General features: G+C 36.0%; 16 protein-coding genes. All 16 read left to right on the top strand.

Going from position 1 to position 15,215, the window contains the following annotated elements:
• Nucleotides 1-719, top strand: a 719-nt coding sequence (locus IQ228_RS08560; RefSeq protein ID WP_228043763.1) for an FkbM family methyltransferase, incomplete at its 5' end; no start/stop codon positions are given.
• Nucleotides 720-721: 2 nt separating this feature from the next.
• Complete coding sequence (locus IQ228_RS08555; protein WP_193962635.1) at nucleotides 722-2,377, top strand: hypothetical protein; 1,656 nt, start codon at nucleotides 722-724, stop codon at nucleotides 2,375-2,377.
• A gap of 44 nt (nucleotides 2,378-2,421) precedes the next feature.
• Nucleotides 2,422-2,916: a hypothetical protein gene (locus tag IQ228_RS08550; protein WP_193962634.1), complete on the top strand. Its 495-nt coding sequence runs from the start codon at nucleotides 2,422-2,424 to the stop codon at nucleotides 2,914-2,916.
• Between the two features lie 245 nt (nucleotides 2,917-3,161).
• The gene (locus tag IQ228_RS08545; protein ID WP_193962633.1) at nucleotides 3,162-4,424 is read left to right on the top strand and encodes a glycosyltransferase family 4 protein; all 1,263 of its coding nucleotides are present in this window, start codon (nucleotides 3,162-3,164) and stop codon (nucleotides 4,422-4,424) included.
• Nucleotides 4,425-4,537: 113 nt separating this feature from the next.
• Entirely contained in the window at nucleotides 4,538-4,981 is a 444-nt protein-coding gene (locus tag IQ228_RS08540; RefSeq protein WP_193962632.1) for a hypothetical protein, read from the top strand.
• The gene (locus IQ228_RS08535) at nucleotides 4,982-6,097 is read left to right on the top strand and encodes a DegT/DnrJ/EryC1/StrS aminotransferase family protein (protein WP_193962631.1); all 1,116 of its coding nucleotides are present in this window, start codon (nucleotides 4,982-4,984) and stop codon (nucleotides 6,095-6,097) included. It abuts the gene before it with no gap.
• The gene (locus IQ228_RS08530; RefSeq protein ID WP_193962630.1) at nucleotides 6,094-6,861 is read left to right on the top strand and encodes a class I SAM-dependent methyltransferase; all 768 of its coding nucleotides are present in this window, start codon (nucleotides 6,094-6,096) and stop codon (nucleotides 6,859-6,861) included. Before IQ228_RS08535 ends, IQ228_RS08530 begins: the two co-directional genes overlap by 4 nt.
• Before the next feature lie 6 nt (nucleotides 6,862-6,867).
• The gene (locus IQ228_RS08525) at nucleotides 6,868-8,025 is read left to right on the top strand and encodes a hypothetical protein (RefSeq protein ID WP_193962629.1); all 1,158 of its coding nucleotides are present in this window, start codon (nucleotides 6,868-6,870) and stop codon (nucleotides 8,023-8,025) included.
• Nucleotides 8,026-9,191: 1,166 nt separating this feature from the next.
• Nucleotides 9,192-10,163, top strand: a complete 972-nt coding sequence (locus IQ228_RS08520) for a glycosyltransferase family 2 protein (protein WP_193962628.1) — start codon at nucleotides 9,192-9,194, stop codon at nucleotides 10,161-10,163.
• A 26-nt stretch (nucleotides 10,164-10,189) separates the two neighbouring features.
• Nucleotides 10,190-11,155, top strand: coding sequence for a glycosyltransferase (locus IQ228_RS08515; RefSeq protein ID WP_193962627.1), 966 nt, complete (start codon nucleotides 10,190-10,192; stop codon nucleotides 11,153-11,155).
• Nucleotides 11,156-11,198: 43 nt separating this feature from the next.
• Entirely contained in the window at nucleotides 11,199-11,354 is a 156-nt protein-coding gene (locus IQ228_RS08510) for a hypothetical protein (RefSeq protein WP_193962626.1), read from the top strand.
• A 39-nt stretch (nucleotides 11,355-11,393) separates the two neighbouring features.
• Nucleotides 11,394-11,588, top strand: coding sequence for a DapH/DapD/GlmU-related protein (locus IQ228_RS08505; protein WP_193962625.1), 195 nt, complete (start codon nucleotides 11,394-11,396; stop codon nucleotides 11,586-11,588).
• A gap of 156 nt (nucleotides 11,589-11,744) precedes the next feature.
• Nucleotides 11,745-12,386, top strand: a complete 642-nt coding sequence (locus IQ228_RS08500) for a methyltransferase domain-containing protein (protein WP_193962624.1) — start codon at nucleotides 11,745-11,747, stop codon at nucleotides 12,384-12,386.
• Nucleotides 12,383-13,267, top strand: a complete 885-nt coding sequence (locus IQ228_RS08495) for a glycosyltransferase family 2 protein (RefSeq protein ID WP_193962623.1) — start codon at nucleotides 12,383-12,385, stop codon at nucleotides 13,265-13,267. The genes IQ228_RS08500 and IQ228_RS08495 overlap by 4 nt, the downstream gene beginning before the upstream one ends.
• Nucleotides 13,268-13,287: 20 nt before the next feature.
• Entirely contained in the window at nucleotides 13,288-14,481 is a 1,194-nt protein-coding gene (locus IQ228_RS08490) for a glycosyltransferase family 4 protein (RefSeq protein WP_193962622.1), read from the top strand.
• Nucleotides 14,471-15,215, top strand: a 745-nt coding sequence (locus IQ228_RS08485; RefSeq protein ID WP_193962621.1) for a hypothetical protein, incomplete at its 3' end; no start/stop codon positions are given. The genes IQ228_RS08490 and IQ228_RS08485, both read left to right, overlap by 11 nt.

The raw sequence follows: 15,215 nt of genomic DNA, 5'->3' as shown, positions 1-15,215 counted from the left end.
TTACAGAACAAGATGATTATTTGAAATTAGTAATCAACGGGAAAGTATTTTACTGGAATAAATCTTTGAAAATCGATGATTTACCTTGGCTTTATGCTGAAGTTTTTTATGAATGGGAAAAGAACCCATCTTCTTATGGACATCCAATGCTCAAAATTGACCAAAAAGATTGGGTGATTGATGCCGGAGCTTGCGAAGGTTTTTTCTCCCTTTATGCCTTTGAAAAAGGTGCAAATCGAGTCATTGCTGTAGAACCCTTACCCTCTTTGCAAAAACCTTTACTGCTAACTTTTGAAAATATGGCTAAAGCTGAAAAGTTTTCAGTGATTTCTGCCGCTTTGGGTAACGAGAACAAAACTCTTTTTTTAGATAGCAATCAAGATCATGTCTGTGATTCTCATATTACTGAGACAAAGGACACTAATCTAATTAGTGTACCTGTGACCACCATTGATACAACTTGTGAACAATACCATTTACAAGGTCAAGGACTGATTAAAATGGACATTGAAGGTTATGAAATGAAGGCTTTAGAAGGGGCAAAAAAAACCTTGGCAAACTATAAACCTCAATTGGCGATCGCTGTCTATCATGATTATGAAAATGCTCTTAAGTGTCGAGAAATTATTCTCAAGGCAAATGCCACCTATCATGTAGAATTTAGAGGAATGTATGCTTATTTTAATCCTCCAAGACCCTATTTATTATTTGCATGGTAAAAATGCTGAAAAAAATTAAATCTTTGTCTGGAAAAATTATCCCCTACAATCAAGAACTTCACTATCTATCAAAACTTAATCAAATTGGGCAACAAATTAATCTTTACCCTATAGTTGAGTCTTCTGCTCAAAATCAAAAAGTTCTTTTCGGTCATAGTTTCAGCATATTTGCACCATGCTTTGTCCATGATCGGATTTTAGCTTATGCCTTAAGGCTAAGAGGTATTCAGATATTGCCTGTTTATTGTGATCAAGTTCAATCCACTGAATGTAATGTCTATGGAGGAGTGTGGGGAGGTCAAAACTTTAAAGAAAATTGTAATAACTGTTTAAATTGTTCGCAAGAATTATGGCAAGACAACCACTTTACTCCTCTGAAATTATCTAGTTACTTAAGGGATGATGATCACAGAAACATTAATCATCAAGTTAGTCAATTAAATCAGGAAACATGGGTAGATTTTACGGAAGATAATCTTCCTTTTGGTTTATGGGCTAAGGATATATTGGTTAACAACTTTGTAGTAGGAGATTATCGTTTAATTCCGAACCAATACTATTTAGGTGTTAATCATATTAAAAATTTGCTTTTGCTAAAAGTTGCATACAGCAGAATTTTAGAGATTTGGCAACCAGATAAAGTGATTGCCAATGATAGTTATTATGGGATGTGGGCAATCCTAGAAAAATTATCTAAAAAATATCAAATTCCTTTTTATTCCCACTGGTTAGGGGGAAAAAATGATGCTTGGTGCTATGCCTACAATGATGCTGCCATGAATTTAGATTTCTCAAAACCTTGGGCAGCTTTTTCTAGTCTTTCTTTGACTGAACAACAGATAACTAAAGTTAAAAACTGGTTAGATGGACGAAGCCAAGGTAAAGAAATGATTCTTGATACCTCGTCTTTATCAAAATTTAAAAGTGATGAGTTTGACATAACTATGATAAATTTTGATAAACCAACTGCTTTGTTAGCCTCTAATGTAATCTGGGATTTGGCTGCACTAAATAAACAAGTGGTGTTTGATGACATGATAGACTGGATAGTAGAAACTATCAATTGGTTTAAGGAACATCCACAATTTCAGTTAATTATTAAGCCTCATCCCGCGGAGTTACATCCTTCTATACCCGCCACTGAGGAAAGAGTTGAAACAGCTTTAAAGCAAAGGGCAATTGAGTTATCGAGCAATATTATTTTGCTGTCCCCCAAAGTCAAATTAACTGTTTATGATCTATTTCCTTTAATTAAAACCTGTTTAGTTCATACGACAACAGTAGGAATAGAAGTGGCAGCTTTTGGTCTTCCTGTGATTACAACAGGAAAGTCCCCTTATCGAGGATTTGGCTTTACTCTTGATCCAGTTACTCCACAGGAGTATTTCAAAAATATAGAAATGATTTTATCAAGCCAATCTTTACCAAGTTTTGACAATCAGTTAGACTTAGCCTATAAATTCATCTTGTTTTATCATTATCATTATTACACCAAGATAAATATTATGGATTACAAATGGGGAGAACCGCCAACACTTAAAATCCAATCCCTAGCTGATCTTTTGCCTGGAAAAAATAAATATTTGGATTACATTATTGATTCTATTATCCAAGGATTGCCTATTATATCTGAAGATCGTTGGATGCCTGAGAATTAAATCCTTCAAGTCTGTAATTAAACCTTAAAGAGAACTTAATTTTTATGATAGGAAAAATAATTAACAAAGTAATTAATCCTTTTGGATTCAAAATTGAAAGAACAGTAGAATCTAATTCTCCCAGTGATGCTGATGGATATGCCGAGTATCTAAAGCAAGCCACAAATATGGGAATGGATGTCAATGACTATCTCACGACAGTTTTGGGTTGGCCTTGTCCGCTCTCTACATTAAAAAGTGTACTTTTCCCGTATATTAATCCCAGTTCCAATATTATTGAAATTGGTCAGGGAACTGGCAGAGCAAGTCGCCACCTTGCTAATTATTTGTCATCAGGAAACTTGCTGTTGGCTGATGTTAGTGAATGGTTCACTAATTTTAGTGTTCAGTATTTCCATGACTATGGCAATGTTTTTGTTAAAAAGATCAACAATAAACTCTTGCCAAATTTTGATAATTGTGTCCCCAATGTTCTTTTTGCGGAGGGCGTTTTCACCTATTTGCCATGCCAATATATATATATATATAGATCAATTTAAGCGAGTCTCATCTCCCGACAGCATCGTTTGTTTTGGCTATAAGTCTTATACTTGTCCAGAAGGACTTAAAACTTTGTTTCGTGTTTGCGAAGCTGGTACAATACACAATACCTTTTATTCAGATGATCTAATTAAACTTATTTGTGAAAAGTGTGATTATGAAATAGTGAAAATTATTGAGCAAACTCCCAATCTCTCAAATAGCTATGTAATAGCTCGTAAAAAATAGACAAAGAAATTAAATTATGATTAAACCAAAAATCCTTTTTGTTACTCCCATTTTGCATCATCCACCAATTGGTGGACCTACATTAAGGATCGAGAACTCGATTAAAGCAATTTCACAAATTTCAGAACTTTATATTTACAGTAGAGTTGCTGTTAATGGAATGGGCGGTAATATGGCGGTGGAATTTTACAAAACATATTGCCATCACTTATACTTTGCCCCCTTCGTCAACCCACAATCAAACTCATTCAAAAAAATTCAAACCCTATTTTTTAGAATGATTAACAAGCTAAGTCGAGAAATATTCAAGAAAAATATTTTTAGTATTCATCATCAAGAATCAGAAAAAGATTATCAGCATCTACTTGCCATTGCATCTACAATCAAGGCTGATATAATTTGGTTGGGTTGTGGCAATATCTCCTATCCTCTCCTGAAATACATTAAAGATAATTCTAATGCCAAAGTTGTTTTGGATACTGATAGCGTTTGGTCTAGGTTTATTCTGAGGGGGCTTCCTTATGCTAAAGGTGATAAACAATATCAACAAATTTATCAGACTGGACAAGAAAAAATCGCAGAAGAAAATTGGGGAACAAAACTTGCAGATGTAACTACAGCAGTTTCAGAAATTGATGCTGAATATTACCAAAATTTAGCTAATGATTCTCGACAAATTAAACTATTCTCTAACGTCATCGATCTTGAATCCTACCAATTAATCCCACCCATGCCAAAGGGATTTAAAAATCCTTCTATCTATCTAGCAGGAACATTTGGCTCCGATAGTCCAATGGATGATGCGGCACGATGGGTGATTAACCAAGTGTTGCCCATAATTCGACGAAAAATTCCCAACATTCATTTTTATATTATAGGTAACGGGTCTGATACAACTCTTTCAGATATTCAAGATCCACAAATTACCATTACAGGTAAGCTAGAATCTGTTTTACCTTATCTCTGCCATGTTAATGTGGCTCTAGTGCCCCTAAGATTTGAATCAGGAACACGCTTTAAAATTTTAGAAGCAGGAGCTTGTAAAATCCCCATTGTTTCGACCACATTAGGGGCAGAAGGCATCCCTGTGACCCACGAAAATGACATTTTAATTGCGAATGAACCAGACGACTTTGCAGCAGCTATATTAAAATTAATTAACGATCAGGAGTTAGCAGAAAAAATTTCAACTAACCTTAATAAACTTATTCAACAATATTACAGCATAAACTCTTTAGTTAAAGAAGGACAAGAAATTCTTGCTAAACTCTTAAACTAATTATTACAAAAGTCCTTGAGTTTAGTCTTGCCATGATAATCCATATACCAAATTAGATCAAAAGTTTCGATAGGAACAAGTTAAAAATTTAGATTATATAGCAAGAGGTTTAAATGATTGAAAAAATTACTAATCAAGAACAATTATTAGCCATTATTATTTCTCATCGCTTCAATGAGTCAGGCATTCACTTTTTCACCCCCAATGAACTGTCTCAACAGTTGGCTTATATGCACCACCCCACGGGGAAAGTGATTCAACCTCATGTGCATAACCCAGTCATTCGAGAAGTTACCTATACCCAAGAAGTTTTATTCATCAAAAATGGTAAACTCCGGGTAGACTTCTATAATGACCAACAGGAATATTTAGATAGTCGTATTTTAGAAGCAGGAGATGTTATTCTCCTAGTGACCGGGGGACACGGCTTTGAAGTATTAGAAGAAATTGAAATGATCGAAGTCAAACAAGGTCCCTATGTTGGGGAACAGGACAAAACCCGATTTGTGGGCATTACCGCCGAAGAAGCAAAAATTATAGAATTTGTGCAACCATAAATGAACCCAATTCCTGTTAACGAACCATTACTAGATGGTAATGAGAAAAAATATCTGATTGAGTGCATTGACACCGGTTGGATTTCCTCTGAAGGTCCCTTTGTCAAGCAATTAGAACAAGAATTTGCATCCCGTGTTCATCGTCAATATGCTATTACTGTCAGCAATGGTTCAGTTGCTCTTGATGCTGCTGTAGCTGCACTGGGTATTTCTCAGGGTGATGAAGTAATTCTCCCCACATTTACCATAATTTCCTGCGCTGCGGCCATTGTTCGGGCTGGGGCTGTACCTGTAGTGGTTGATTCTGATCCCATAACCTGGAATATGGATATTAGCCAGATAGAGGCGAAAATCACTCCCCGGACAAAAGCGATTATGGTGGTTCATATCTACGGTTTACCAGTAGACATGGACTCGGTACTAAATTTAGCTGCTAAATATGGGTTATATATTATCGAAGATGCGGCGGAGATGCACGGACAAACCGATAAAAATCGTCCTTGTGGTAGCTTTGGCGACATTAGCACCTTTAGTTTTTACCCCAATAAACACATTACCACCGGCGAAGGAGGAATGATTGTCACCGACAATCCCCAATTAGCTGAACGTTGTCAATCTTTGCGTAACCTCTGCTTCCAGCCCCAAAAACGCTTTGTCCATGAAGAATTGGGGTGGAACATGAGAATGAGTAACCTGCAAGCCGCTGTGGGTGTGGCTCAATTAGAACGCCTAGATGAGTTTGTCTCCCGTAAACGTCGCATGGGTCAACTATATACTGAATTGTTAGCAGATGTACCCGGTATTCAGTTACCATTGGTTAAAACAGATGACGCAGAAAATATTTATTGGGTATATGGTATTGTCTTAAAGGACGAAGTTCCCTTTAATGCAGAAGTCGCCATGAGAAAATTAGCTGAGGCCAAAATTGGTACTCGTCCTTTTTTCTGGTGTATGCACGAGCAACCCGTGTTTCATAAAATGGGTTTGTTTGATGGTGTATCTTGTCCAGTAGCAGAAAGATTAGCCCGTCGCGGGTTTTATATTCCCAGTGGTTTGGGGTTAACAGAAGAACAAATTAAACAGGTTGCTGCTACTTTACGGGAGGTTTTGCAATGAGTGTTTTTGGTAATTATGCCCACTACTATGACTTACTGTACCGTGATAAAGATTATGTTGGAGAAGCCGAATTTATCCATAATCTAATTAAAACCCATGCACCAAATAGCCAAGATATTTTAGAACTGGGTTGTGGAACAGGAAATCATGCCACCTTATTAGCCAAAACAGGCTACCATCTACATGGTGTAGATTTGAGCCAAGAAATGCTACACCGTGCAAACGAACGACTTTCCCAATGTCCCCAGGAATTAGCCGCACGACTGCAATTTACCCAAGGTGATATTCGTGAAGTTCGATTAAATAAAACATTTGATGTTATCCTCTCTCTATTTCATGTTATCAGTTATCAAACTACCAATCAAGATTTATTAGCCGCATTAACCACAGCTAAAAAACACCTAAAACCAGGGGGAATATTTATTTTTGATGTCTGGTATGGACCTGCGGTATTAACACAACCACCAACAGTGAGAGTTAAACGTCTAGAAGATGAATTAATTCAGGTAACTCGCATTGCTGAACCGGTGATGTATCCAAATGAAAATTTGGTAGATGTGAATTATCACGTCTTTATCAAGGATAAAATTAGTGGTACTGTAGATGAGTTACGAGAAACCCACACCATGCGATATCTATTTAAATCTGAAATAGAATTGTTGTTAAGTGAACTGCAAATGCAGCTTATTGAGTCTCAGGAGTGGTTGACTAACCAACAACCGGGATTTAATACTTGGGGAGTTTATTTTGTAGTGAAGAGATAAGATTTTATGTTAAAAAAGGTAGCATTTGTTCATTATCCTCATGCAGCAGCTGCGGCTAGACTTGATACTATGCCGTTTGCTTTTAACTCCGTTGTTGCCTTAGCTAATTCAGGCTGGGAAGTAGATTTGTTTTTGTGGGAAAATTTAAATACAGATTATGTAAGAATATTACCTAAAAATGTAAATATAAAATATAACGAGGAAATTGATAATTTTTCTATTATTAATAGAATACTTAACAAACCCCAAATAAGATCCCGCCTATTATATCTTCAGTTTCGAGAATGCAGTAACTACTCATGTGCATTCGGTCTAGGGCAAATAGGTGCTTATATAGCATCCATTATATCTATTGTTAGCCGTTGTCCTTTTATTTACTATAATGATGAATTTCCGAGCTGTTGGGGAAATGGAATATGGTCACAAATAGAACGTAGAGTAGTTGAGCAGGCAATAATGATTGTTGTCCCCGATGAGCAAAGATTCTTGCAATTATCTTTAGAACTGAATATCAGAGATAAACCTTATGCTGCTTTGCCTAACATTCCAATTAAAACATCTATAGAAAATATAGACTGGCATCAGCGACTGAATATTCCCGCAGATAATACTCCGTTTTTACACGCCGGTTCTGTTGCTGATTGGTCACAAGTTCCTGAAATTTTATCTAGTGTCCCTTATTGGGAAGAAAAAACTAGTTTAATCATACATAGTCGCTCTACCGAAGGTTTATTAAAGTATAAACAACAACTATCACATTTAAACATTCCTAATAGAATAGTTTGGAGCTTAGATCCAATGTCCGATACTACTTTAAACTCTTTAGTTCACTATTGTGCTGGCAACTTTGCTCTTTATCGAAATACTGGTCCAAATATTGAATATATGGGGTTTTCTTCTGGGAAACTTATGCGAAGTTTAGTGTATGGTTCTCCTGTCATCGCATCTAGTTTATCATCTTTAAAATTCGTAGAAGACAATAAGTTGGGGTTTTTAGTCTCGCATCCAGCAGAAATACCTAATGCTGTTAAAAGCATATTGTATAACAGAGAGATATATTCGCAGAATTGCTTGGATTTTTGTAGAACAAGGGTTTCCTTCGAGAAAGGGTGGACTGATTTTTGCTTTCATTTGAAAGAAATTACTGGGCTAAATTTAAGCTGAGTGATTGATTAATCCGAAGACTCCACTCTGCGTCAAGACCTAATAGAACGCGGTTTAATAAGAGCTTCTCAGTGGACAACCCAATATTATGTTAAAAAAATTTTTTCAGTTATTGATAATTTTGAGGCAATTAGACGCTGTTGGAAATAGTTAACAATTACTGAATATATGATCTGATCATGCCCAGATCCCCGACTTCTCTAAGAAGTCGGGGATCTGAAACTGTTGATCTTGAAAGCGATCGTTAATTTATGAAATCTCAAATTGGTCCTTGGGGATTGTAACGTTATTTTAAGATAAACAATTAAGGGGAAAAAATGAACGAAAATTGTTGAGCGATCGCCCTTAAAGAATATACTTTAGAACTACAAGCAAAAAGATATATAGAACTATACCACCAGGTCAGGCGATCGCTTCCCTTGGAGTAGGCATCGCAACTGGGTATACAATGTGATTATAGCCTCTAATTCAAACAGTACAGGCGATCGCTCAAAGACTTGAAAACCATCCTCGAATATCCATTTAGTCTATCAAATACCCTTTTGTCGTCTAGGGTGGCGGTAATTGAGATATGCTTTGTTGATATTGAAAGCGATCGCTAATTTACGAAATCTCAAATTAGTCGTTGTTTATGATAAAATAAGCAATTCAGGGTAAAAAATGAGCGAAAATTGTTGAGCGATCGCTTCCCTCGCAGTAGGCATCGCAACTGAATATATAATGCGATTATAGCCTCTAGTTCAACCAGTACAGGCGATCGCTAATTATGAAATCTCAAATTGGTCGTTGTTTATTTTAAGATAAACAATTAAGGGGAAAAAATGAGCGAGAATTGGCGAGCGATCGCCCTTAAAGAATATACTTTAAAAATGCAAGCAATAAGATATATAGAACTATACCAACAGGTGAGGCGATCGCTCCCCTTGGAGTAGGCATCGCAACTGAGTATATAATGTGATTATAGAGTCTAGATCAACCAGTATAGGCGAACTGCTTGCAGCAGCGCTTCGCTATCGCTCAAAGACTTGCAAACCATCCTCGAATATTCACATAAACCATCACGGGCATTAATTAACAAGATATTTTTCCGCGAGATGTTCCAGTAAAATCAAATTTCTTTTGAGAATAGTTGTAAGTCTAAAAGTTATAAGGAGTATAATAAGTATATGCGTTGTCCCACTTTAAGCGAACTTCCACCACCCCCAAGCGGTAAAACCGGCTGGCCTTGGACCCAAGCAAGTCCCCAACCACCTGATCAAATGCCCGATGGTGCAGAATGGCCTAAAATCAGTATTGTCACCCCTAATTATAACTATGGACGGTTTATAGAAGAAACTATTCGTTCTGTGTTGCTGCAAGGTTATCCTAATTTAGAATATATTGTGATTGATGGGGGGAGTACGGATGATTCGGTTCAGATTATTAAAAAGTATGAACCTTGGTTAACTTATTGGGTGAGTGAGAAGGATAAAGGACAGGCAAATGCGATTAATAGGGGAATAAATTTAGCTACAGGTGAATGGTTTAATTGGATCAACAGTGATGACATTTTACTACAAAATGCTTTTCTGACTTTGGTAAAAATAGCTCAATTAGTCGATGATCCAAAATGGATTTCTGGAGCTAGAATCGAAATGAGTGAAGATGGTTTATTTGGCGATAGATGCTTACCTTGGATAATTGATCCAAGTGTTATAGGTTTAGGAAATATGTTTTTTCCTCAAGATTCTACATTTATCAAATTGCAATTTATTCAAGAAAATAACTTAACATTAAATGAAGATTTAAATAATGTATTTGACACGGTTCTACACTACCAACTAAGCGAATACGCAAAGCCTCTCCTGACTACCGCAATTTTTTCAGCCATGCGATGGCATAAAATGCAAAAAACTGCTGATAAAAATTCCCGTAGTTCGGAGCAAAAATATATTCTAGAATATCTTCAAAAACTCCCTTTAATCAATCGTGTTATCTTGCGGTGTTTGAGAACTCGTTTACAACCTTTAGTTAAGGCTATATTGCTAGTTGCAGTATTTTATGGACTACTACCAGAATCACGAAGTTGGTTATCCGTATTTTTTGATACTGATATCAGTGAATTTAAAGTAGTCCCATCTCGCTCATGCTTACTATAAGTTCGTAAAGCAAATAATTAAATCTCATGAGTCCCCTAGTATCAATACTAATTCCTTGCTATAATTCCGATAAATGGATATCAGATACAATAAATTCAGCCTTAGCGCAAACTTGGAGTAACATTGAAATTATTGTTATTGATGATGGCTCGACGGATGGTAGCTTAGGGATATTAAAGCAGTTTGAATCACCTAAAGTTAAAGTTATAAGTCAAAAAAACCAAGGTGCGAGTGCGGCAAGAAACAAAGCTTTTTCAATATGCAAAGGTGATTTTGTTCAATACCTAGACGCAGATGATCTGCTTGCACCTGACAAAATAGAACTTCAAATGAACTTGTTACTACAAGACTGCTGTGACTATATAATTGCAGGAGAATGGGGATTTTTCTTCACAAACCCATTAAGAACAGTATTTACAGACCAAGCACTGTGGAGAGATATGCAGCCTGTTAATTGGTTAGTTTGTGCTTGGAAAAGTGGGGGAATGATGCCTCCTCACAGTTGGTTAGTTCCTCGTAATATTATAGAACGAGCAGGTAATTGGAACGAAAATCTTTCCCTAAATGATGATGGAGAATATTTTTGCCGAGTAATTCTATCTAGCAACGGAGTCAAGTTCTGTCCTGGAGCAAAAAGCTATTATCGGACTGGAATACAAAATAGCTTAAGTCGGCGACGTTCTAGACAATCATTTTTGTCGCAATTTAATTCTATTCAAATCATGACTGAACAGTTATTGATGGTTGAAGATAGTCCTCGCACTTGCAATGCTTCAGCTTGTTGTTGGCAAAAATTTATCTTCCTGGCATATCCACAAGCGAAAGACTTAATACCACTTGCTGAAGAGAAAATTCGTATTTTAGGCGGATGCGACTTAAAACCCGGAGGTGGAATAATGTTTCAAACTATTTGTGATATATTGGGATGGAAAACGGCTATTCGTCTTCAAAGATTATATTTTCAATATCGATATCAAAATCGTGCTGGATAAAAGAATAACCGTATCGGCTCAATAAATAGGGGTAACAGATTTTATGTCTCTTGTTGCTACTACTCGTCAGTTGGGTATCAGCTTTTTTGAATATATCCGCGACCGGATTTCTCAGCTTGGAAATATTCCATCTTTGGCAACTATTATTCGGGAAAAATCTGTTCTCAATTTCCTTGGTTTGTCATGGGTGCTTGAATAACTCTTTCCCCGATATATTGAGGGGATACGAAGTATTAACATGAATAAAAGTGGCTGTAATAGTAAACCTATTAAGATAGGCAAAAACGTTTGGATTGGTAGAGGTGTTGCAATTCTTAAAGGTGTTACTATAGGCGACGGTGCAGTTATTGGCACAAACGCAGTGGTAACTCATGATATTGATGCTTATGAAGTAGTTGTAGGCATCCCAGCTAAACATTTAAAGTACCGCTAAACCAAAAATTACTTAACTATGAAAAAACCAGTTCCAGATTCTTCTTGGAAAGATTACTAACGATCACTTTATGCTCATGATGTCAACCATTTTGCTGTTAAAGATGGGGAGGGTTCTATACGGGCATCACTTCAATACAGTAGACGGATCACACTCATGCAGGATACTATTCATAAATTGCCGAATGTTAAGCGGATACTTGATGTAGGATGCGCTCAAGGTAATTTGTCGCTTTTACTAGCTGAACAGGGTTACTCTGTTACTGCTAATGATTATAATCCAGAAGCATTAGAGTATATGATGCTAAAATACGAGTATGGAAATATAGAGCTTGTTCCTGGCAACATCGAAGAATTAAATTTGCCAGAAAATAGCTTTGATATGGTCATATTTGGAGAAGTGATTGAACACGTAGCTTATCCTCAAAATATTTTAGAGATTTTACGAAAATTAATCCGTCCAGAGGGGTATATCTTAATCACTACCCCTAATCATAGCTTCTACCGTAATATTAGTTCGGGAATGCCCAACTACAGATCAATTAAAGATTTTAAAGCATTAGAAAGTTTACAATTTAAACCAGACGCTGATGGTCATCTATTTTTGTTCAATCGTGATGAATTAATAAAAATAATTGAAGATAGTGGTTACAGTATTATCAAGCATCAACTCATTTGTACTCCTCTTTTATATCATTTTCTGTTTCTACCCTTTTTTCTTCGACAACAGTTGAACACAATCGCTGAAAAATCACCCTATTTAGGATTAGGCCATTTAGTTATTGCTCAAAAGATATGAAATTATCAATAATTATCCCTACCATTAATCGCTATCATGACTTGAAAAATACTTTAATTTATTTGAGTGATCAAAATTATAAAGATTTTGAAGTTATCATTATCGACCAAACTCCAATTCTAGAATCACAGACAGTTGATCATAGTCGCTTACTAATTCGTTATTATCACTCCGAATTTCCGTCAGCTTCAGCGGCTCGTAATATAGGAATCAAAGAAGCCAAAGGAGAAATTTTGCTCTTTTTGGATGATGATGTGATTATTGAAAATCCAGATTTCATTCAAAACCATATTCGGCACTATGCCGACTCTAAAGTTCCAGGAGTAGCAGGTCTAATCCTAGACAAAAATCAAACAAAGCGTTATACTCGCCACTGGATGAGTTACCGTCCTGATGTGGGGTGGCTTTACTTTCCACGAAACTATGGTTGTTTTTGTTGGGTTGATGGTGGTGGGAGTGGTAATTTATCAGTTCGTCGTCAAGTAGCATTGAATGTGGGTAGCATGGATGAGAACTATGTTAAAGGCGCACATCGAGAAGAATCGGATTTCTGTCTCAGAGTAACACAGAAATACGGTCAGTTTATTTATGATCCAGATGCAGATTTAGTCCATATTGGCAATATTCAAGGTGGCTGTCGTACTTGGACTAGCAATAAACAAATTATGGCAGATCACCATTTTTTTGGGGGTACTTATTTCATCCTAAAAAATATACCGATTAATCAATATCCAGATCACTTATTCTGTGCATTTCGCTACTTTGTATTTAATAGTAATAACTTACAGAATCCTTGGTTAATAGGGATTTCTTTGAGAAAATTATTGCAAAGCTTTTATCAAGCTTGGAAAATACTCAAAGTTCAAAAGCCATCTTTATAATCTAAGCATATACAAAAAAGATGAAAATTATTTTTATTTCTGAACACTATGAGCCTATTTTAGGAGGGACTACAACCTATGTAAAATCTATTTGTGAACAGATTTCAACACTAGGTCATACAATAGAGTTAGTCGTGCCGCAAAATGCACCAGTTGGTAAAATAGAAATCGTAGAGATTAATTGTAACTGGCGAATTCACTATATTGGATTGGGGTGTAGCCTGACTGATATTCCCCGAACTTTGCGGTTTAAATTTGTTGAAAACGTCAATGTTTACCTACATCAAAATATCAATAAGTTCAAGCCCAATATTATTCATGTACTTTATGGAATGTACTTAATTGAAGGACTAAAAACTGAAGATTTTCATATACCTTCTTGTGCAACAATAACAAATATTCCCCCACGGGAGTGCAGTAATTCTTGGCTTGGAGATATGACTTGGAGATACGTCGCAGATATTTTAAGAAAAAAAGCTGTGGAGTGGATAAACTATCGAAGACTTATACTCCATAAATATAATGTTTATCTTCCAATTAGCGATCAGGTAGGGAATATTATATCAGAAATATTGCCAGAATCCAAGATTGTGCCAATTCAACTTGGTGCTTTTCCACCAAACTGTGATTTATCTTCTCCCTCTATAAAGATTACTAATCAAATATGTCAAATACTGACAGTTGGTGGATATGTACCTCATAAGGGATATCACATATCCTTAAAAGTTGCTTCCCAATTATTGGGTGAAGGTTTTCAGTTTTTATGGACAATAATCGGACCAGTTCGCAACGACAGATATTATAAATATCTACAAAATCAAGTTAGAGAATTGGGGTTAAGTCAGGTAATTAATCTGAGGACAAATGTATCTAAAGACGAACTGGAATCGGCGTATTGTAACACCCATATTTATGTACAGCCTTCCTTAGAAGAAGGATTTTGTCTAACAACGCTAGACGCTGCTTTTTATGGACTGCCGATAATAGGCACTCCTCAAGGAGCTATTCCTGAGATTATTCAACAAGCTAGAGGTGTACTAACAGAGCCATATCCACCTTCTATTGCTAATGCAATTACTCATACATGGAAATTACTTCCCGAATATAGCTACACTAAAGATAGGCTTGTTGCTATTAGACAACAATATTCATGGAACAGGGTAGCACAAGAAATGATAACAATATACAAAACATTGACTTCTGATGCAAGCTGAATCACTCCAATTATATGGGCAAGGTATTTGGGACTATATTGTTCTGGCAATTTTTTCTGTTGTCACAATATGGATAGGATTTACGAAACCGCACCGTATCCTTTATATTTTACCTGCCTGCTTGACCTTTTACTTTTTTATTGAATCGGGAACTCGATGGACTCCAGAAAAAATAGTACCATCAATATTTCTGCTTTCACTAAGTTTAAATACACGGGTTAAGTTGAATCTAAAAATATTTTATGACCCTTGGTTTAAGTGGTTTTTACTAATAATTTTGACATCTGCTATTTTGGGCGTATTCAATAGCAATAGCTATATTGACACAGTTACTGAAACCTCTAGTTTTCAATCTCCATTCTTCAGAACAATAATTCAAATGTTTACATACATGAATGGATTATTAATCTATTCAATTGTTTGGTATAACTCTAAAAATATTGGCAATGTATTAATTTTTTTTAAATCCTATGTAATAACCACAACTTTCTTATGTTTCTATGCGGGTTACCAATTACTTGCATCTGCTATTCATTTACCTTTCCGAGGGATTGTTTATAGTGCTGGAAAAGTTGGTATTGGAGCCTTTGCTGCTTCTGGTTCTGTTATTCTTAGAGTGAATTCCTTTTGTGTTGAACCTAAAACCTTTTCTGCAATCCTTTTTGCTTCTATAATCTTGTTATTGTGTTATTTAGACATACGTCCTCAAATATCTAGATTTAAAAGAGGTTCTG

The organism is Dolichospermum sp. LEGE 00246, assembly GCF_015207865.1.
GTDB lineage: Bacteria > Cyanobacteriota > Cyanobacteriia > Cyanobacteriales > Nostocaceae > Dolichospermum > Dolichospermum heterosporum.
The sequence above is the reverse complement of the archived record's forward strand: the minus strand, read 5'-3'. Positions and strand labels throughout refer to the sequence as shown.